Genomic DNA, 18,006 nt, shown 5'->3' with positions numbered 1-18,006 from the left:
CAGGAGACCGAATCATGCCTCGCATTGCTTTCATGCTGATGCTCGCGCTCGTCGCGGGTTGTGCCTCTGTCCAGCGCCCCGCGGGCGCGGAGGTGACGCTGACCTCCAGCGGTGACGCGCGGGTGGGCACGTACGTGTCCTCGCCGTGGGGGTTCAGCACCTCGTCGTACTGGATCGAGGGCCCCGAGGGGTTGATCCTCATCGACACGCAGTTCTTGCCGTCGGCCGCCGAGGAGTTCGTGAACTGGGCGGAGCAGGTGACGGGGAAGAAGGCGCTGCTGGCCATCGTGCTGCACCCGAACCCGGACAAGTTCAACGGGACGAACGTGCTGCGCAAGCGGGGCATCCGCGTGGTGACGAGCGAGCAGGTGCGCGCGCTCGTTCCCCACGTGCACCAGATCCGCACCGCGTCCTTCTACGAGCGCTACAAGCCGGACTACCCGACGGAGGTGCCGCTGCCGGAGAGCTTCGGCTCGGCCACGACGGAGTTGAGCGCGGGCGGCGTGACGGTGAAGGCCCACGTGATGGGCGCGGGCTGCAGCGAGGCCCACGTGGTGGTCGAGTACGAGGGCCATCTGTTCCCGGGGGACATGATCGCGAGCAACACGCACAGCTGGCTGGAGATCGGCAGGACGGATGAGTGGCTGAAGCGCATCGACGAGATGAAGGCGCTGAAGCCCAAATGGGTACACCCGGGCCGAGGGCCCTCGGGGAACGCGGGCTTGCTGGACATGGAGCGTGCCTACCTGCAGCGGGTCATCGCCGAGGTGGCGGCGGAGAAGCCGCAGGGGAAGCCGACGGACGCGGCGCTCGAGCGCATCCAGTCGCGGCTGGTGGAGGCGTATCCGGGCTACCGGCTCGAGGTGTTCCTGAACATTGGTCTGCCGGCGGAGTGGGCGCGGCAGGCGCAGGCTTTCGGGGCGGCGAAGTAGCGCTCAGGAGTGGGGCTCCCAGGAAGAGATGAGGCGATGGAGCCCCGAGACGCGACACTCGATGCGCTCTGGAACCAGCTCTGGGAACTCGAACAACTGGTTCACCGGGGCGGAGACCTCGAACTCACCGGCGATGTGCGCAATCTGCTCCTTCGCGCGGCCCCAACGGTAGCCCTCGGCGAAGCCGAGGCCATGGCAGCGCTCTTGAGCGTGGAGGGCGCTATCGAGTTACTGGGGAAGATCCGAGCGCGCGTCCGTGAGGGCTCGCATCGGCTCGGCAATGCTCTCCATCGAATGTACCGCCTTCAGGAGCAAGGGAAGCTCGATGAGGCGCGCCAGCAGATGCGCGACCTGCTGAGTGTGGAGGTCGTCCCCTTGTATCGAGAGATTGCCGAAGGCGAACTCGAGAAGATGGAGGGGGCGTCGTAGGAACCACCTTCATGGGCGTTTGACAGGTTGCGCGCGAGGGCTGACCTTGCGCAGCTCGTGGAAGTGGTCCGACGCGACCCGCGTGGCGTTCACCAGGGCATCGACGGGCCCGACGCCCACCCGGCACAGGATCTCCGACTGAGTCTCCCTGTGCTGGATGCACAGGGGGCAGTACCAGTTGCCCTGTGGATCGTTGGGGATGGGGGCGGGGCGGCCGATCGTCACTCTCGCAATATGCTGAACCCCATCGTCGTTCTCGTACGACCAGAAGTCGTCGGCGATCGGATCCTCAATGAAGGTGAGCTGGGGGAGCCAGTTGCCCATAGGGTACCCTTTCTTGCTCAGGCGCCGATGCCGAAGATGAGCGAGAAGCGCTCGCCCGGGGCCACGTGGAGCAGTCCCTCGCCCGTGGCCAGAGCTCCTGCGGACGCCGTCCACGGCTCCACGCAGACGAAGTCCTTCCCCTGCAGTGTCCACACCACCATCCGCTGGAACTCGATGCTCCACGTGAGCTTCACCGGCCTCCGTCCCAAGCCTCGGTGCAGTGTCGTCCCTGCCTCCGAGTGGTCCAGCAGGTGCAAGTCCACCTCGGGCGCCGTCAGGTTCAGCCCTCTGAAGGGCACCACCTTCCCTTGACGGTTGTCCCACGCCTTCGTCGCATCCGTGGCCACGCTCGCCGCGGCTTTCACCATGTCCAGCACGTGGAAGTACGGGTGGAACCCCAGGTGCACCGGCAGCGGGCGCTCGTCCCGGTTCTCCACGTCGAAGTCCAACGTGAGCTGCGGTCCGTCTAGCGACAGCGTGAGCTGCGCGTCGAAGCGCCACGGGAACTGTCGCAGCGTCTCCTCCGTGGCGCTCAGCCCCAGCACCAACATCTCCCGCTCCGCCTGCCGCACCGTCCACGGCAGCCTCCGGGCGAACCCGTGCTGCGTCATCGAGTACGCCTGCCGTCCCACCGGGTACGTGTCCCCCGGCAGCTTCCCCGCGATGGGGAACAGCACCGGAATCCCCCCGCGCACGTTCTTCGACAGGTCCACCACCGTGCTCTCGTCCAGGTAGAGCAGCTCGTCCCCGCCCACGTTCATGCGCGTGACGAGCGCCCCTCGGCTGGGGATGACCTCCACCCGGGCCTCCCCATCCTCGAGCACGTATGTCTCCAGCCCTCCGAGTCCCTGGAACGGCATGGCGTGGACCTCTCAGCCCTGCATGAACGGGTAGGGCACCCGCGTCGGCGGCGCGAAGTTCTCCTTGATGGTGCGAGGGCTCGTCCACCGCACCAGGTTCAGCATCGAGCCCGCCTTGTCGTTGGTGCCCGAGTTCCTCGAACCGCCGAACGGCTGCTGCCCCACCACCGCCCCCGTGGGCTTGTCGTTGATGTAGAAGTTGCCGGCCGTGCCGCGCAGCTCCCGCATCGCCGTGGAGATCGCCTTCCGGTCCCGTGCGAACACCGCGCCCGTGAGCGCGTATGCCGCCGTCTGATCGCACTCGCGCAGCGTCTCCTCGAAGCGCGCGTCCGGATACACGTGCACGCCCACCAGCGGCGCGAAGATCTCCTCCTGCATGATGCGGTGGCGCGGGTTGGTCAGCTGCACCACCGTGGGCTTCACGAACCAGCCCTCGCTCCGGTCCGCGTCTCCGCCGGTGATGATCGTCGCCTCCGAGCCGCCCTGCTTCGCCAGCTCGATGTACGAGGACACCCGCTTGAATGACTTCTCGTCGATCACCGCGCCCATGAAGTTGCGGAAGTCCGTCACATCGCCCATTCGCAGCTCGGCGGTGAACTCCTGCACCCGCGCCTTCAGCTTGGGCCACAGCGACTCGGGCACGTACACGCGCGAGGCCGCCGAGCACTTCTGCCCCTGGTACTCGAAGCCGCCGCGGACAATCGCCGTCGCCAGCGCGTCCACATCATCCGCCGCCGAGGCGTGCGCGAAGATGAAGTCCTTACCGCCCGTCTCGCCCACCAGCCGTGGGTACTGCTTGTAGCGGTGGATGTTCTCGCCCACCGTGCGCCACATGCCCTGGAACGTCGGCGTGGAGCCCGTGAAGTGGATGCCGCCCAGGTGCGGGCTGGCCAGCGCCGGGTTGCCGATCGTCGGACCATCCCCGGGCAGGAAGTTGATGACTCCGTCCGGCAGCCCCGCCTCGCGCAGCAGCTCCATGATGTACCAGGAGCTGAACGCCGACGTGGAGGACGGCTTGAGCAGCACCACGTTGCCCATGATGGCCGGCGCGGTGGCCAGGTTCAGCGTAATGGACGTGAAGTTGAACGGCGCCACCGCGAACACGAACCCGTCCAGCGGACGGTAGTCCATCAGGTTCCACGTCTGCGGCGAACTCAACGGCTGCTCGGCCAGAAGGCGCTCGGCGAAGTGCACGTTGAAGCGCAGGAAGTCGATCGCCTCGCACGCCGCGTCGATCTCCGCCTGGTGCGCCGTCTTCGACTGGCCCAGCATGGTGGCCGCGTTCAGGATGGGGCGGTAGCGCGTGGCCAACAGCTCCGCCGCGCGCAGGAAGATGGCGGCGCGCTCGGTGAACGGAATGCGGGCCCACTCGTCCTTCACCGACAGCGCGTTCTGGATGGCCTGCTCCACATGGCTGGCGTCCGCCTCGTGCAGCGTGGCCAGCACGTGCGAGTGCTTGTGCGGCATCCGCACCGGGTCCGTCTTGCCGGTGCGGATGTGCTTGCCGCCGATGATGACGGGAATCTCGATGCGCTCGGAGGCCATGCGCTGGAGCGTGGCCTGCAGCGCGGTGCGCTCGGGGGCGCCGGGCGTGTAGGGGAGGATGGGCTCGTTCTGCGGAGGGGGAACGCGGGCGATGGCGTTGATCACGCGGGACCTCGGGTTCGGGAAAAGGGCCGCGGAGCATATAGCCCTTTATCCCCAAGCTGGCCCGCGGAAGTGGCCTCGGTTTTCCCTGCGTGACAGCCCGTTGACCGGGTGCGTCAGCCCTCGGGGGTGAGCTCGACCAGCGAGCTGTCCGCCGGAGGACGCTGCCGCAGCAGCGCGTGGAGCTTGGCGATGAGCTCGGGGGGCTTGGCCGGCTTCAGCAGGTAGATGTCCGGCTGCGCCAGGGCGGGCTCCCCCAGCCGGGGCGGATAGCCGCTGAGGAAGGCCACCTGGATGTGCTTCAGCCGAGGCTCGGTGCGGACCCGATGGCACAGTGCGTAGCCGTCCATGCCGTCCATGTTCACGTCCGACAGCAGCAGGTCCGGCGGGCGCTCCAGCATCTTCGCCAGTCCAGCCTCGCCGCTCTCGGCCACGGTGCAGTCGAACTCTCCGGACAACAGCAGGCGCAGCGTCTCGCGCATGGTCCGGGTGTTCTCTACGATGAGCAGCTGAGGCTTCACGGCGATGGCTCTCCCTCGAACGGCCACACAGCACGCGCTAGGAGACCGCAACCCAGCACGGTGTGCACTGGAGGACAAAAGCACTCCCCGCGCAGGATGGGAAGGCTCGGGTCCACCCAGACCCATACTGAGCCGTGGTGGGGACACTGAGCGCTGTCCCATGTAGGTCTCGGAGTGCGTCACTCCTCAGGGGGCGGATTCACCAGACCTCGGCGGGAAACCTCGGAGTTCGGCTCTTCGTCGCCTCGGGCCTCGCGCTCGGGGACGTGCTCTTCGGTCCATTCCTTGCCGCGCTCGACGCGGTCTTCCCAGGAAGTCTGCTTGATGGGGTCTGTCGAGACGGTGTCGTCATCCGACGCGAGCCGGCGGCTCACCTGCCGGGCGCCTTCATCCAGCGCATTCGCCACTTCGCCTCGCTTGCGCGGCTGGAAGTTCTCCCTGGGCAGCATGGCGGCCTGCTGGTCGTCTCCGATGTCCCGAGGGGTGTCCTTCTTGTTGTTGGCCATGGCGCTGTCTCCGTGAGGTGCAGGGCTGAGCCCACTCGCTTCAAGTTCGCGGCTTAGACTGCTTCATGACCGTGGGGTGGAGCGGGCTGCCCACCACCCCGACAGGAGGGAACGATGGCGGTGTCGCCACGCGTGAGAGGGGCGCTCATGGGGCTGGGAGCAGCTGCGCTTTTCGGTGTCAGCGCTCCCGTGGCCAAGCGGCTCCTTCCGTCCAGCGGGCCCCTGGTGCTGGCGTCGCTCCTCTACTTGGGCAGTGGGCTGGGGCTCTCCGCTCTGGGCTTGCTCCGGCGGCGGTCCGGCACTTCGAGCCGTGAGGCCCCGTTGGGGCGCAAGGACGTGCCACTGCTGGCGGGCATCATCCTGTGCGGCGGAGTGCTGGGGCCGGTGCTGATGCTGACGGGGCTCGGACGGCTGTCTGGAGTGGCGGCATCACTGATGCTCAACCTGGAGGGGCCGCTCACGCTGTTGCTGGCGCTCCTCGTCTTCGGCGAGCACCTGGGGCGCTCGGGCCTGCTCGCCGCAGGCTTCATCTTCAGCGGGGCGGTGGTGCTGGGCGTCGAGGCGGGAGAGGTTCATGGGGATGCGCTCGGGGCGCTGTGCCTGGCGGGTGCGTGTCTGGCCTGGGCCGTGGACAACAACCTGACCCAGCGGCTTTCCCTCAAGGATCCGGTGGCGCTCGTACGGGTGAAAGCACTGGGCGCTGGCGCGTGCACGCTCGTTCTTGCCTTGCTGACCGGACAATCCTGGCCTCCCGCACCGGTGATCGCCGCCGCGCTCGTTCTGGGCCTGGGCAGTTATGGCCTGAGCATCGTGCTCGACACTCACGCCCTGCGCCTGCTCGGAGCCGCGCGCGAGGCCGCCTACTTCGCTACGGCTCCTTTTGTTGGGGCCCTGGTGGCCGTGCCCTTGCTGGACGAGCGGTTCCAAGTCCTGGAGTGGGTCGCGGGCGCGCTGATGGCTGCGGGTGTCCTCCTGCTCCTGCGCGAGCGCCACGTCCACGTCCACACGCACACGGCCCTGGAGCACGAGCACCTGCACGTCCACGACGCGCACCACCAGCACGAGCATCCGGGAATGACTCGGGTCTCCGAGCCCCACAGCCACCCGCATCGGCACGTGCCCATCACCCATGATCATCCGCACGTGTCGGATCTCCACCACCGGCACCAGCACTGAAGCGGAGGCCGCTGGGGCAGGCGAGGCGAGAGACGCCCCGCGTGTATGACTGTTCGGAAATGTCGGGACTTTTTCGAGCTCAAAACCCCCGACATTTCCGAACAGGAGGCCAGCGGCCTGGCCGTGGGGAGCCCTCCCATCGAGGCACACATCGCGAACGGGAGCTTCCCCAGGAGCGACGCAGGCTGGGAGGAGACCGGTGTTCACGTCAGGCCCCAGGGAAGAAGGCCGGAGCTACGCCTCCTCCCCTGGCAGCAGGGCTCCCTGCGCAGCGGCCGCCTGAGGCGCCGGGGCTGACCCAGGAGGGCGGACGGGGGTGCTTGCGCCAACCACGCCGACTCAAGGAAGCTGCGGGGCTGTCAATGGGGCTTCAGTGGATCTCCCCCGTCCTCCCTCGACCCTACACACCAGGTAGGACTGGATCCGCAAAGCCCGCTTGAGCAGAATGTGTAGGATACACTGAAAGCGACTACTGCCCCCTGTCCGACGCCCCCCTCCGTGCCTGTCCCTACGCCACGGCTCCCGATGAGCGACGAAGACAAGACTTCAGTCCTCGACGAGCGCAGCCGCCCGTCGTCGAGCGCACTGATGGAGGAGCCGCGTACGCCGGTGTCGGTGCCGAACCTGCGCCAGACGGATCGCCGCTCGCTGCTGCCGGGCACCCTGGTCCAGGGCCGCTACCAGATCGAGCGGGTGCTGGGCGAGGGCGGTATGGGCCGCATCTGGCTCGCGGAGGACCTCCAGGAACTGCGCCAGGTGGCCCTCAAGGAGATGCAGGTCCCCGAGGGCCTCAGCCCGTCCAAGGTGGAGGAGCTGGTGCTGATGTTCCGGCACGAGTTCTACGCCATGACGAAGCTGCAGCACCCCGGCACCCTCAAGGTCTTCGACTGCGGGATGACCGAGGCCGGTAACCGCTTCATCACCATGGAGGTGGTGGGTGGGCAGGACTTGAGCTCGGTGGCCCGGGGGCAGCCGCTCGACACACTGACGCTCTACCGCATCCTGATCCAGATGGCCCAGGTGCTGGCCTTCATCCATGCGCGCCTCTACGTCCACTGCGACATCAAGGCCAGCAACGTGCGCTTCATGGAGGATGGCACCATCAAGTTGATGGACTTCGGCGTGATGCACCAGCTGGGCACGCCGAGCCCTGGCAAGCTCAAGGGCACGCTGGAGTACATGGCCCCCGAGTGGCAGCGCGGCGCCAACATCGACGGGCGCGCGGACCTGTACTCGTTGGGCGTGATGGCCTACTTCCTCGCCACGCGCCGGCTGCCCTTCAAGCGCCAGAGCCCCGCCGCCCTTCTGGCGGACCACCTGACCCGGCCGCCGCCCAAGCCCTCCACCATCTGCCCCGTGGATCCGGCGCTAGAGGAGATCATCCTCCTGCTGATGGCCAAGGACCCGCGCGACAGGTACCAGAACGCGGGCGAGCTGCTCGAGGCGCTCTGCCAGGCCAGCGGCGAGCCGCTGCCCGAGGAGCCCCTGTCCGCGCGCGCCAGCTACCTCCACGTGCCCGAGGTGGTAGGCCGCGAGGCGGAGCTGGAGCATCTGATGAACTCGCTGGCCGAGGCGGACTGGGGCCAGTCCCAGGCGGTGCTCATCGGCGCCCCCGCCGGCGTGGGCAAGTCCCGGCTGCTCCAGGAGTTCGAGCTGCAGGCCAAGCTGGCGGAGATCGTCTTCGGCATGGGCCAGTGCCGCGCCGAGGGCCTCGCCCCGCTGGCCCCGCTCACCCAGGCCCTGCGCAGCCTCGTGCCGCTGACGCCCCCCGAGCTGGCCGAGCGCGTGGCGCCCCTGCTGGGCCGCCTGGTGCCCGCCCTGTCCTCGAAGACGGCGCCGGTGCCCACCTTCTCGGACGCGGGCGCCGAGCGCATCGCCATCTTCGGCGCGCTCACCGAGTGGCTCCAGGCTCTGGCCGATCGCCACACCTTCGTCCTGTGCTTCGAGGATCTGCAGTGGGCGGACTCCTCCTCGCTCGAGGTGCTCAACGTCATCATCCGCGCCCTGTCCCGCTCGCGCGGCATGGTGGTCGGCTCGTATCGCTCGGACGCGCTGAGCCGGCTGAGCCTCGCCTTCCAGACGGTGGACGAGGGTCTGTCCCACCGCATGGACCTGGCCCCACTCACCTCCGAGCACGTGCAGACGCTGGTGCAGCTGGCGCTCCCCGGCCTGCAGGTCCCCGAGGGCTTCGTCACCGGCCTGCACTCCATCACCGAGGGCAACGCCTTCTTCGCCACCGAGTGCCTGCGCGCTCTGGTGGAGGAGGGCGCCCTGCGCCGCTTGGGCGGCCGGTGGATGGCCGATGGGAACCTGGCCAAGCGCAAGCTGCCCGTGACCATCGAGGACACCGTGCTGGCCCGGCTCAAGGCGGCCCCGCCGGACCGGGTGTCGCTGCTGCGCCGGCTGGCTCCCGCGGGCCGCAGCCTGGAGCTGCCCATGGTCCGCGCGCTGGCGGGCATGATCGAGGTGGATCTGTTCCAGGCGCTGGACGACATCGTCGCGCGGCAGTTCCTCCAGCTCATCGAAGGCCGCTACGTCTTCACCCACGACACCGTCCACCAGGCCATCTACGACAGCACCCCAGAGCAGATGCGCCGCGCGTACCACGGGCGCGTGGCCGAGGTGCTCCAGGGCTTCCGGCACGACAACCCGAACATGGACCGGATGGTGGGCTACCACTTCGCCCGCTCCACGCAGCCTCGGCGCGCCATCGAGCCGCTGATGCGCGCGGGGCAGGCGGCCATCGGCTCGCAGGCGCTGCTGGATGCCACGCTCCTGTTGAAGGAGGCGGCGGAGCTGCTGGAGCAGGAGCCGCGCACCCCTGAGCGAGTGGGGCAGATCATCCGCACGTGGGCCACGCTCATCGAGGTGGGCTACACGAGCGATCCACCCACCGCGCTGGTGTACGCGCATAAGCTCTTTCAGCACTGGGCGGACACGGTGGACCTGGAGGCGGGCCGCCAGGAGGCGCTCGAGCAGCTGGACGCGGCGCGCACCGCGCCTCCCGCCGAGCACGCCGAGGCCCTGCGCCAGGTGTTCCGCGAGATTCCCATCTCCGCGCACATGACGCCGGTGGAGGTGTTCTGGAAGAAGGCGGAGCTGCAGATTCTGCAAGGCATCGCCATGGCCATCATGGGCCGCACTGGGGACTTCCAGCTGCTGCTGGAGCGCGTGGAGCGCGAGCACCCGGTGGACTCGCCCTTCCGGGCCGGCGTGTTCATCGGGCGGGGCGCGCTCAGCTCGCACACCGGGCACTTCGCGGGCGTGCTCAAGGCCCAGCGCGAGCAGGTGGAGCGGCTGCGTGCGTTCCGGGCCTCGGTGGAGCGGCCCTCGCCCCGGCTGGCCTGGGCGTTGGGCATGGGGTGCTATTTCCTCAACATGCTCCGGGGCCTGCGTGGCGAGCCGCTGGACGCGGACGCCACCCGCGACGGGTTCGAGGTGGCGGAGACGTTCGGCTTCACGGACATCCGCATCTACCACCTGTTCACGCAGATCGTCCGCGCCTCCTTCACGGGCGACGCGGTGGCGCTCATCCCCGTGCTCATCGAGAAGCAGGAGCTGATCCGCCGCCTGGGCAACCCGCGCCTGCCCGAGCGCAACCTCGCCATCTACACGCCTCCGTACTACCTGGAGCGTGGCGAGCTGGAGCAGGTGGAGGCGGTGCTGGCCCGCGGGCAGACGCTGGCCGAGGTGCTGCCCGGGGACTTGTGGCTGCAGCGCTACGTGCAGGTGTACCAGGCGTGCCGGGACGTGCTGGCCAACGACGTGGCCGCCGCGCGCGAGTCACTCCCGCGAGCGCTGGAGGTGGCGCGCACGGACGAGTTCCGCATGGAGACGCTGGTGCGCGTCTACCAGTCCCGTTTCGAGCGCTCGCAGGGGAACGAGGCCGTCGCCCGGGAAGCCGCCGAGGCCGCGCTGACTCGGGCGTTGGATCCGGTGCTGGAGAACCCCTTCGATGAAATCCTCGCTCGCCGGGCGCTGGCGCCGCTGGTGCCGGTGGACGAGGGCCTGGCCCACTTGGCGCAGGCGCTCGCGCGGGCGGAGGAGACGCGCAACGTGCTGCAGGTCGGGCTGGTGCACTTCGCGCTGGCGGAGCTGTGGTTCGCGCGCTCCTCGCTCGAGGCCTCCCGCGCGCTGGATGCGGCGGAGAAGGCCTTTCAGGCGGCGCGCTCACCCTTCTGGCTGACGCGGGTGGCGACCCTGCGCGAGGACGTGCTGAGCCAGCTGGGGCTGAAGACGGGGTAGGGGCGCTCACCGCCCTCTGCTGTCAGGCGTCCCGGTAGCGCAGGCCGAGCCGGGTCAGGTGGTGGAGCCCCAGCCGCGCTGGCACCGAGTCGTAGCTGATCACGTACACGTCCAGCCCCTCGACGACAGGGAGGAAGGCGAGGCCGCCCAGGTGCAGGGCCCGCGAACTGGTCTCGTCGCTGAGCGAGGGAGCGGGGTGATCCCGGCCCGCGACGCCCTGCCGGAGGGCTTCGCGCCAGGGGCCCACGAGGCTGCGGGGAAGGGTCCCTCGCTGCTCGGTGGCGATGAGGCCCAGCTGAGCGAGGTCCTGCGCGGACAGGTGCACAGGGTCCGCGTGGTAGTCCCACACCTGGACCTCCAACTCCGGCGGGGAGGCGCGGAACTCGAGCTCGCCCTTGCGGAGCACGAGGGGCTCGGAGGGAGGGGAGCGATGGGTCACGGACGGAGGCTTTTCGAAGGAGAGGAGGCGATGAGGTGAGGCATGGCGCACGTCGAGGGCCCGGCGTCATACATGGCCTGCGCGCGAATTGCAGCCCGGCCTGAGGGGCAGGTGAGGGGGCGTCCAGTCATGGACGGCGGCGGCCCCTCGTGGCTACGGTGCGAGGGATGGCCTCGCCCCCCGGAGCCCGCCCATGAACGTCCTTGCCCAGCTGGCCACCGCGCTTGCGGGCCTGGGGCTCGCCGTGACGCTCCTGGTGCTCAACCTGTGGCGTGCCACCCTGTTCCTCTTTCCCTCTCGAGTGCGCGTGGAGCCGGATGCGCCCGGGGATCAGATGAACCTGCCGGAGGTGCTGGCCCCGCTGGAGGCGCAGCTGAAGGCGCTGGGCTTCGTTGCGCTGGGCAGCCACGAGGAGAAGACGCCTCTGCGCCGGGCCGCGCTCTCCTATGACTATGCCCACCCCGGTGAGCGCGTCTTCGCCACGCTCCACGAGGGGGCGCAGGGCACCCCGCGCCTCTACTTCCTCACGCCGCTGGCGCCCGAGGGCTTCGTCATCACCGCGGGCTATCGGCGTCCGGCGCTGGACATTCCCGGGAAGTACCGCTCGGGGGGCTTGGAGGAGGCCACCCCCGAGCGGCTCTTCCGCGCCCACCTCAAGCGCCTGGAAGGTGTGAGTCCCACAGGGGACTTCACCTGGGAAGGCCGGGTGGAGGCCGGGCGTTCATGGTACCGAGGGCTCGGGCAGAAGGAGATCCGCCGGCAGAACCTCACGGGGTTGTTGTGGACGGTGGCGGCGCTCGCGATTGTCGCCAGCGCCTTCCTGGGTGGGCGTGGCCGTTGAAGGGGCGGGGCGGTTTCGTTAAGGAGCCTGAGGCCCAGGCCTGAGGAGCAGCGCACGCATGAAGAGCGTTTCGAAGAGCGAAGAGATCTACTTTCTGTCCGGTAAGCGCACCCCGTTCGGCACGTACGGAGGAGCCCTCAAGGACGTGAGCGCCACGGAGCTGGCGGTGGAGTCCGCGAAGGCGGCGCTGGCCCAGGCCAAGGTGTCCCCCGAGCAGATCCAGCACGTGGTGTACGGCAACGTCGTGCAGACGAGCTCGGACGCCATCTACCTGCCTCGGCACGTGGGCCTGCGCACGGGCGTGCCCATTCCGGTGCCGGCGCTGGGCGTGAACCGGCTGTGCGGCTCGGGCTTCCAGGCGTTCGTCACGGCGGCGGAGCAGATGCTCACCGAGCAGGCCTCGTGTGTGCTGGCCGGCGGCACCGAGTCCATGAGCCAGGCGCCCCACGTCATCCGCGGCGCGCGCTGGGGCATTCCGCTGGGCAAGGGCGGGCTGGAGGACATGCTGTGGAGCGCCCTGACGGACAGCTACACGGGCCAGGCCATGGCGCTGACGGCCGAGCAGCTCGCGGTGGACTACGGGCTCACCCAGGAGCAGGTGGACGAGTACGCGGTGCTCACGCAGAAGCGCTTCGCCGCCGCGCAGGAGGCGGGCCGGCTGCAGGATGAGATTTCGTCCGTCACGTTGAAGGGCAAGAAGGGCGACACGGTGTTCGCGAAGGATGAGCACAACCGCCCGGAGACCACGGTGGAGGGGCTGAAGAAGCTGCCCAAGGTGTTCAAGAAGGACGGCGTGGTGCACGCGGGCGCGGCCAGTGGCATCTGCGACGGCGCGGGCTCCATGGTGATGGCCACGCGCTCCTTCGTGGACAAGCACGGCTTGAAGCCCATCGGGCGGCTGGTGAACTGGGGCATCTCCGGGTGCGATCCCAAGGTGATGGGCATTGGCCCGGCGCCGGCCATCCGGCGGCTGCTGGAGCGCGCCGAGATCAAGCTGGGCGACGTGGAGCTGTTCGAGGTAAACGAGGCCTTCGCGCCGCAGTACCTGGCGGTGGAGAAGGAGCTGGGGCTGCCACGCGAGCGCACCAACGTCAACGGTGGGGCCATCGCGGTGGGCCACCCGCTGGGCGCCTCGGGGGCGCGCATCACCATGAGCCTCATTTATGAACTGAAGCGCCGGGGTGCCCGGTATGGTATCGGATCGGCGTGCATCGGCGGCGGCCAGGGGATCGCGGTCCTGGTCGAGGCGCTCTGAGCAACGGACTTCCTACCGGGATTTGAGATGAGCAACGAGGTGGACGCGAAGACGGCTCGCGAGCGGGCCAAGCAGATCGCCGAGCAGCGCCGGGCCGAGCGCCGCAACCGCAAGCGCAAGTGTGTGGTGTGTGGCGTGGAGGAGAGCGACAAGACGCCGCTGGGGCCCCACCCGGACGGCATCGGGCCCTCGTGCAAGGACGAGGTCTCCTGCCAGCAGCGCCGCGCGGCCACGGGCCGTTGAAGCCAACCCCTGTCCTCTCGGGAACCCTCGAGGGGACAGGGCAGGGCAAATTTCCCACGCCCTTTCTTGCGGGGCGCCTGGACTCAGGGTAAACCTGCGGAATCTCTGGTTTTCAACGAGGGTCGGTGATGGCCGTTAACTTCACGGGAGTGAGGGTGTTCTCCACCACGCTCGCGCGCGACCGCGAGAACATGGGTGAGAACATCACGAAGTGGCTGAAGGAAAACTCCAACTTCGAGGTGGTGGACAAGGTGGTGACGCAGTCCTCGGACAAAGAGTTCCACTGCTTGACGATCACACTGTTCTACCGTGTGAAGAGCTGAGCCGGCGGGTCAGCTGACAAGCAGGAGACACTTGGAGGGCGCTCTCCCCACAGAGGGGATGGGCGCCCTTCTTCGTTGAAAGCGGCCACTGGATGACGAAGTGGTTGCGAAGTGGCGGGTCTTCCACCACCTTTGGACGGCTCGGCGGTTCGAGCGCGGAGGAGTGTGGATGCGACCGATGCGCGGCAGCAGGTTTGGCGGAGGGTTCGGGGGAGGCTTCCCGGGCCTGGAGTCCATGTCGGCCAAGCTGGCGGTGGGCTTGGTGGCGGGCTCGGTGCTGTTCCTGCTGACCAAGAGCACCGGCGGTGGGCTGCTGCTGCTCACCCCAGGGACGCTGGGCAGCTACCTCTGGCAGCCGTTCTCGTACGCGTTCATCGAGATGAGCCCGCTGGGCATCATCTTCGGGGCCATCATCATCTGGAGCATTGGCGGCTGGCTCGAGGGGGTATGGGGCGCGCGGCGAATGCTGCTGGTGACGCTGGGCTGCACGGTGCTGGCGGGCCTCGCCACGTCGCTGATCATTCCGCTGATTCTGAGTGGAACGCCGCTGTACGCGGGCGGGACGGTCATGGCGTCCATCCTCTGGGTGGCGTACGGGCTGACGATTGGGCGGGGGCAGACGAACTTCTGGGGGATTCCGCTGTCGGGCAACGCGTTCGCGGGGATTGGCGCGGGGTTCGTGTTGCTGGGGATCCTGACGGCGGGGAACCTCTTCCTCGGATTTCTGGGCCAGCTCCCGGATGTGCTGGGGTTGCTGTTCGTGTTCATCTACATGAAGGGAGCGAACCCGCGGCGGCTGTGGCTGCACTTCCAGCACTGGCGGCTGCAGCGCCAGCTGAGGGGCCGGGCGCGCAACCTGCGCGTTGTCTCCCATGACCGGCCGAGCGACGACCGGTACCTCAACTGAGCGAGTGGGCGCCTGGGGACAGAGTCTCCAGGCTCAGTTCGGTGCCTCTGGGTGCCCGTACTGCTTGAGCTTGCGGTAGAGCGTCGCGAGACCGATGTCCAACTGCTCCGCCGTGCGCGAGCGGTTGCCGTCGTTCCGCGCCAACACCGCGAGGATGTACTCGCGCTCCATGTCCTCCAACGTCCGGGGTGTGGCCCCTGGCAAGAACGTGGGCGGCGCCGCGCGCACCTCCTCGGGCAAGTCTTCCTGCTCCACCCGTGCGCCTTCGCACAGCGCCACCGCGCGCTCGATGGCGTTCCCCAGCTCGCGCACGTTTCCTGGCCAGGGGTAGCGCAACAGCTGGTCCGTCGCCTGCGGCGAGAATGAGGACACCCGCCGCCCCAGCCGCTCTGTCGCCTCCGCCAGCAGCAGCCGCGCCAGCGGGAGGATGTCATCGCGCCGCTCGCGCAGCGGAGGGATGCGCAGCTCGATGACCCGCAGCCGGTAGTACAGATCCTGCCGGAACCGTCCCGCGTTCACCTCCTCCAGCAGGTGCCGGTTCGTCGCCGCCACCACCCGCACGTCCACCTTGCGGCTCTGGTTCTCGCCCACCCGCCGCACCTCCTTCTCCTGCAGCGCCCGCAGCAGCTTGGCCTGCATCGCCGGAGGCACCTCGCCCACCTCGTCCAGGAACAACGTGCCGCCGCTCGCCGCCTCGAACAGGCCCGGCCGATCGTGCGTCGCCCCCGTGAACGCGCCCTTCGTGTGTCCGAACAGCTCGCTCTCCAGCAGGCTCTCCGTCACCGCCGCGCAGTTCACCGCCACGAAGGCCTTGGGCGCCCGGCCCGACTCATCATGGATGAGCCGCGCAATCCGCTCCTTGCCCACGCCGCTCTCGCCGGTAATCAGCACCGTCGAGTCCACCTTCGCCGCCCGCCGCGCCAGCCCCAGCACCCGCTTCATCTCCTCCGTCCGAGACACCATCCCCGACGGGTCCTCCGTATCCCCTGTCACCCGCGCCAGCGTCCGCCGCTTCACCCGCAGCTTCTGCTCCGCCTGCTTGAGCGCCTCCGTCACCTGCCCCAGCGTGCCCTCCATGCACTGCGTCTCGTAGAAGCGCAGCGCCTCCACGCACTCCGGCCCCCACTCCTCGCCCGGCTTGCCGAGGATCTGGCACACCGCGTCTCCCTTCCCCACGCACTTCGTCTCCAGGCAGTAGATGGCCTTGCCGTGGCAGTAGCTCATGTACCCGCTGGCAAATCCCGTCAGGCTCCAGCACACCGGCTGATCCGCTCGCCCCACGTGCAGCAGGTGCTGCTCGGCCTCGTACGACTCGCGCCACAGCGCTTCCGCGAACGGTTCCGGCCCGTCCTCCGGCCTGCGCTCCACCGGCTCGAAGAGCACCTGCCCTTGCAGGGTGTGCAGCCGGCCGCCCGCCCGCCTCCATGACGCCTCGTTCGGCCACGGGAACGCCGTCTTCATCGCCTCCGCCGTGCGCCACCCGTGAGCGAAGCCCAGCCGCGTGAGAATCCCCCGCGCCGCCGTCATCCCCACCGTCCCAATCAGCTCCTTGCGCAGCAGCCCCAACACCACCGCGTCCATCAGCAGCGCTCGCTGCCCGGCAAAGTGGATGAGCCCACCCTCCGGCTCGAAGCTCAGCAACTCCCGTAAGTCCAGCTGCAGTCCCTCGGCCATGGGCCCTTGGCTCCTTCCAGAACGATGCAGAACACTATCAATCTGAGAGCCTCCTCGCATGCCGTCAAGTTCTCCTGCAAGAGAATTCAAGGACTTGGAGTGTCTGGAAGCCTGGCGCGAGGGTTGCTATGGAGCCTCTCTCGTGAGCTCCGAACTCCATAGACGCGAGGTTCTGCAGGCCGCCGCCGCTGTGGGCGTGGCGGGTGTCGCGGAGGCCGCAGGAGGCAAGAAGGTGGCAGGTCGCTCCGTGGCCCCGGCGTTCTTCGTCTCGCATGGCTCGCCCATGGTGGCGCTCGACTCGGACGCCTACCCCCAGGCGCTGAAGTCCTTCGCCGACGGGCTCCAGGAGGTGCGGGCCCTCGTGGTCGTCTCCGCGCACTGGGAGACGGCGGGCGGTGTGCGCGTCACCGCGAGCGAGGCCCCGCCGCTCATCTATGACTTCGGTGGCTTCCCCGAGCCCCTCTACCAGCTGACCTACCCGTGCCCCGGCGAGCCCGTGCTCGCGCGCGAGGTGGCCTCCCGGCTGGTGTCCGCGGGCTTTCCGGCGGTGGAGGATCCTGCGCGCGGGCTGGACCACGGCACGTGGGTGCCGCTGCGGCTGGCGCTGCCGGCGGCGCGGCTTCCGGTGGTGCAGTTGTCCATGCCTCGCGGTGCCACGGCCGAGGACGTGGCGCGCATGGGCGAGGCGCTGCGCCCGCTGCGCTCCCAGGGCGTCATGCTCATGGGCAGCGGTGGCATCACCCACAACCTCCGCCGCGTGGTGTTCCAGGACAAGTACGCCCCCGCCGAGCCCTGGGCCCAGGCCTTCGATGGCTGGGTGGCGCAGGGGCTGTCGTCTCGGGACTTCACCGGCCTTCGTGCTTGGTCCACCGCACCGAATGCGCGCCTGGCGCATCCAAGCACCGAGCACTTGTTTCCGCTGTATTTCGTCCTGGGCGCTGCCCTCGCCGAGGACCGGGTTACCCCCGTATTCGAGGGCTTTCATCACGGAACGCTGTCCATGCGCAGCTTCGCGCTGCACAGCTGAACCCTAGTCAGAGGAAGTCATGAAGAACCTGATCCAGTCTGTCGTCGCCGCTGCCGCCTTCGTTGTTCCCTCGCTCGCCCTGGCCGCCAACTGGGAGATTGATCCGGGCCACTCGAGCGCCAACTTCACCGTGAAGCACATGATGGTGACCAACGTGAAGGGTGAGTTCAGCAAGGTCACCGGCACGGTGACGTTCGACGAGAAGGACCCCTCCAAGTCCTCCGTCAACGCCAGCATCGACGCGTCCACCATCGACACGCGCAACGAGCCGCGCGATAACCACCTGAAGAGCCCGGACTTCTTTGACGTGGCGAAGTTCCCGGCCATCACCTTCAAGTCCAAGAAGGTCGAGAAGGCCGGCGAGGGCAAGTACAAGGTCACCGGCGACCTGACCATGCACGGCATCACCAAGGAGACCGTGCTGGACGTGGACGCCAGCTTCAAGGAGAGCAAGAACCCGTTCTCCGGCGCCTCTATCTCCGGCCTGACGGCGACCACCAAGGTCAACCGCAAGGACTTCGGCCTGAACTGGAACAAGAGCCTGGAGACGGGCGGCGTGCTGGTGGGTGACGACGTGAACATCGGCATCGAGCTGGAGCTCGTGAAGAAGGACGCCGCCCCGGCCGTGGCCCCGGTCGCCAAGCCGACCAAGTAACA

Annotated in this window: 18 protein-coding genes; 11 read left to right on the top strand and 7 right to left on the bottom strand. The window is 68.5% G+C overall.

The window, feature by feature from the left end:
- Positions 1–14 precede the first annotated feature (14 nt).
- Positions 15–932, top strand: a complete 918-nt coding sequence (locus DB31_RS36025; RefSeq protein ID WP_044196631.1) for an MBL fold metallo-hydrolase — start codon at positions 15–17, stop codon at positions 930–932.
- A gap of 36 nt (positions 933–968) precedes the next feature.
- A complete protein-coding gene (locus DB31_RS36020) occupies positions 969–1,361 on the top strand; it encodes a DUSAM domain-containing protein (RefSeq protein WP_044196628.1) in 393 nt (130 codons plus the stop codon).
- A gap of 9 nt (positions 1,362–1,370) precedes the next feature.
- Here the strand turns inward: DB31_RS36020 and DB31_RS36015 are convergent, their stop codons facing one another.
- From DB31_RS36015 to DB31_RS35995, 5 genes are all read right to left on the bottom strand, one after another.
- On the bottom strand, positions 1,371–1,685 hold the full coding sequence (locus DB31_RS36015; RefSeq protein WP_044196626.1) for a hypothetical protein: 315 nt from the start codon (positions 1,683–1,685) through the stop codon (positions 1,371–1,373).
- A gap of 17 nt (positions 1,686–1,702) precedes the next feature.
- Positions 1,703–2,545: an aldose epimerase family protein gene (locus DB31_RS36010; RefSeq protein WP_044196624.1), complete on the bottom strand. Its 843-nt coding sequence runs from the start codon at positions 2,543–2,545 to the stop codon at positions 1,703–1,705.
- 12 nt (positions 2,546–2,557) lie between these two features.
- Positions 2,558–4,195 (bottom strand): L-glutamate gamma-semialdehyde dehydrogenase, encoded by a 1,638-nt coding sequence (gene pruA, locus DB31_RS36005; RefSeq protein ID WP_044196623.1) that lies wholly within the window; start codon positions 4,193–4,195, stop codon positions 2,558–2,560.
- 113 nt (positions 4,196–4,308) lie between these two features.
- Entirely contained in the window at positions 4,309–4,713 is a 405-nt protein-coding gene (locus tag DB31_RS36000; RefSeq protein ID WP_044196620.1) for a response regulator, read from the bottom strand.
- Positions 4,714–4,892: 179 nt separating this feature from the next.
- The gene (locus DB31_RS35995) at positions 4,893–5,219 is read right to left on the bottom strand and encodes a hypothetical protein (protein WP_052420523.1); all 327 of its coding nucleotides are present in this window, start codon (positions 5,217–5,219) and stop codon (positions 4,893–4,895) included.
- Positions 5,220–5,333: 114 nt separating this feature from the next.
- Here DB31_RS35995 and DB31_RS35990 point away from each other — a divergent pair, with 114 nt between their 5' ends.
- Positions 5,334–6,395: a DMT family transporter gene (locus DB31_RS35990; RefSeq protein WP_240487055.1), complete on the top strand. Its 1,062-nt coding sequence runs from the start codon at positions 5,334–5,336 to the stop codon at positions 6,393–6,395.
- 525 nt (positions 6,396–6,920) lie between these two features.
- Positions 6,921–10,640: a serine/threonine-protein kinase gene (locus DB31_RS35980; protein ID WP_083969095.1), complete on the top strand. Its 3,720-nt coding sequence runs from the start codon at positions 6,921–6,923 to the stop codon at positions 10,638–10,640.
- A gap of 22 nt (positions 10,641–10,662) precedes the next feature.
- On the opposite strand, the gene DB31_RS35975 is transcribed toward DB31_RS35980, so the two are convergent.
- Complete coding sequence (locus DB31_RS35975) at positions 10,663–11,079, bottom strand: hypothetical protein (protein ID WP_044196616.1); 417 nt, start codon at positions 11,077–11,079, stop codon at positions 10,663–10,665.
- Between the two features lie 193 nt (positions 11,080–11,272).
- Between DB31_RS35975 and DB31_RS35970 the strand changes: the two genes are divergently transcribed.
- The 5 genes from DB31_RS35970 to DB31_RS35950 all read left to right on the top strand — a co-directional run bounded on the left by DB31_RS35970 (position 11,273) and on the right by DB31_RS35950 (position 14,648).
- On the top strand, positions 11,273–11,920 hold the full coding sequence (locus DB31_RS35970; RefSeq protein ID WP_044196614.1) for a hypothetical protein: 648 nt from the start codon (positions 11,273–11,275) through the stop codon (positions 11,918–11,920).
- A gap of 58 nt (positions 11,921–11,978) precedes the next feature.
- The gene (locus tag DB31_RS35965; RefSeq protein WP_044196612.1) at positions 11,979–13,175 is read left to right on the top strand and encodes an acetyl-CoA C-acetyltransferase; all 1,197 of its coding nucleotides are present in this window, start codon (positions 11,979–11,981) and stop codon (positions 13,173–13,175) included.
- Between the two features lie 27 nt (positions 13,176–13,202).
- Positions 13,203–13,418 carry a hypothetical protein gene (locus tag DB31_RS35960; RefSeq protein WP_044196610.1) on the top strand — a complete coding sequence of 72 codons (216 nt, stop codon included), beginning with the start codon at positions 13,203–13,205 and terminating at the stop codon, positions 13,416–13,418.
- 128 nt (positions 13,419–13,546) lie between these two features.
- The gene (locus DB31_RS35955) at positions 13,547–13,741 is read left to right on the top strand and encodes a hypothetical protein (RefSeq protein ID WP_044196608.1); all 195 of its coding nucleotides are present in this window, start codon (positions 13,547–13,549) and stop codon (positions 13,739–13,741) included.
- 169 nt (positions 13,742–13,910) lie between these two features.
- Positions 13,911–14,648 (top strand): rhomboid family protein, encoded by a 738-nt coding sequence (locus DB31_RS35950; protein ID WP_044196606.1) that lies wholly within the window; start codon positions 13,911–13,913, stop codon positions 14,646–14,648.
- A 33-nt stretch (positions 14,649–14,681) separates the two neighbouring features.
- On the opposite strand, the gene DB31_RS35945 is transcribed toward DB31_RS35950, so the two are convergent.
- The gene (locus tag DB31_RS35945) at positions 14,682–16,322 is read right to left on the bottom strand and encodes a sigma-54-dependent Fis family transcriptional regulator (protein ID WP_044196604.1); all 1,641 of its coding nucleotides are present in this window, start codon (positions 16,320–16,322) and stop codon (positions 14,682–14,684) included.
- Between the two features lie 142 nt (positions 16,323–16,464).
- Here DB31_RS35945 and DB31_RS35940 point away from each other — a divergent pair, with 142 nt between their 5' ends.
- Together DB31_RS35940 and DB31_RS35935 are read left to right on the top strand one after the other, a co-directional pair.
- Positions 16,465–17,349, top strand: coding sequence for a dioxygenase family protein (locus DB31_RS35940; RefSeq protein ID WP_044196602.1), 885 nt, complete (start codon positions 16,465–16,467; stop codon positions 17,347–17,349).
- Between the two features lie 19 nt (positions 17,350–17,368).
- Positions 17,369–18,004 carry a YceI family protein gene (locus DB31_RS35935; RefSeq protein WP_044196600.1) on the top strand — a complete coding sequence of 212 codons (636 nt, stop codon included), beginning with the start codon at positions 17,369–17,371 and terminating at the stop codon, positions 18,002–18,004.
- The last annotated feature ends 2 nt before the right edge of the window (positions 18,005–18,006 follow it).

The sequence above is a fragment of the Hyalangium minutum genome (assembly GCF_000737315.1).
Lineage (GTDB): Bacteria > Myxococcota > Myxococcia > Myxococcales > Myxococcaceae > Hyalangium > Hyalangium minutum.
Note: the sequence above shows the minus strand (reverse complement) of the source record. Positions and strands in the feature narration are given on the sequence as shown.

Coding starts and splice junctions, on each gene's coding strand:
- DB31_RS35970 (WP_044196614.1), top strand. CDS start 11,273: ATGAACGTCCTTGCCCAGCTGGCCACCGCGCTTGCGGGCCTGGGGCTC.
- DB31_RS36010 (WP_044196624.1), bottom strand. CDS start 2,545: ATGCCGTTCCAGGGACTCGGAGGGCTGGAGACATACGTGCTCGAGGAT.
- DB31_RS36020 (WP_044196628.1), top strand. CDS start 969: ATGGAGCCCCGAGACGCGACACTCGATGCGCTCTGGAACCAGCTCTGG.
- DB31_RS36025 (WP_044196631.1), top strand. CDS start 15: ATGCCTCGCATTGCTTTCATGCTGATGCTCGCGCTCGTCGCGGGTTGT.
- DB31_RS35965 (WP_044196612.1), top strand. CDS start 11,979: ATGAAGAGCGTTTCGAAGAGCGAAGAGATCTACTTTCTGTCCGGTAAG.
- DB31_RS35935 (WP_044196600.1), top strand. CDS start 17,369: ATGAAGAACCTGATCCAGTCTGTCGTCGCCGCTGCCGCCTTCGTTGTT.
- DB31_RS35960 (WP_044196610.1), top strand. CDS start 13,203: ATGAGCAACGAGGTGGACGCGAAGACGGCTCGCGAGCGGGCCAAGCAG.
- DB31_RS35945 (WP_044196604.1), bottom strand. CDS start 16,322: ATGGCCGAGGGACTGCAGCTGGACTTACGGGAGTTGCTGAGCTTCGAG.
- DB31_RS35995 (WP_052420523.1), bottom strand. CDS start 5,219: ATGGCCAACAACAAGAAGGACACCCCTCGGGACATCGGAGACGACCAG.
- DB31_RS35990 (WP_240487055.1), top strand. CDS start 5,334: ATGGCGGTGTCGCCACGCGTGAGAGGGGCGCTCATGGGGCTGGGAGCA.
- DB31_RS35955 (WP_044196608.1), top strand. CDS start 13,547: ATGGCCGTTAACTTCACGGGAGTGAGGGTGTTCTCCACCACGCTCGCG.
- DB31_RS36015 (WP_044196626.1), bottom strand. CDS start 1,685: ATGGGCAACTGGCTCCCCCAGCTCACCTTCATTGAGGATCCGATCGCC.
- DB31_RS35950 (WP_044196606.1), top strand. CDS start 13,911: ATGCGACCGATGCGCGGCAGCAGGTTTGGCGGAGGGTTCGGGGGAGGC.
- DB31_RS35980 (WP_083969095.1), top strand. CDS start 6,921: ATGAGCGACGAAGACAAGACTTCAGTCCTCGACGAGCGCAGCCGCCCG.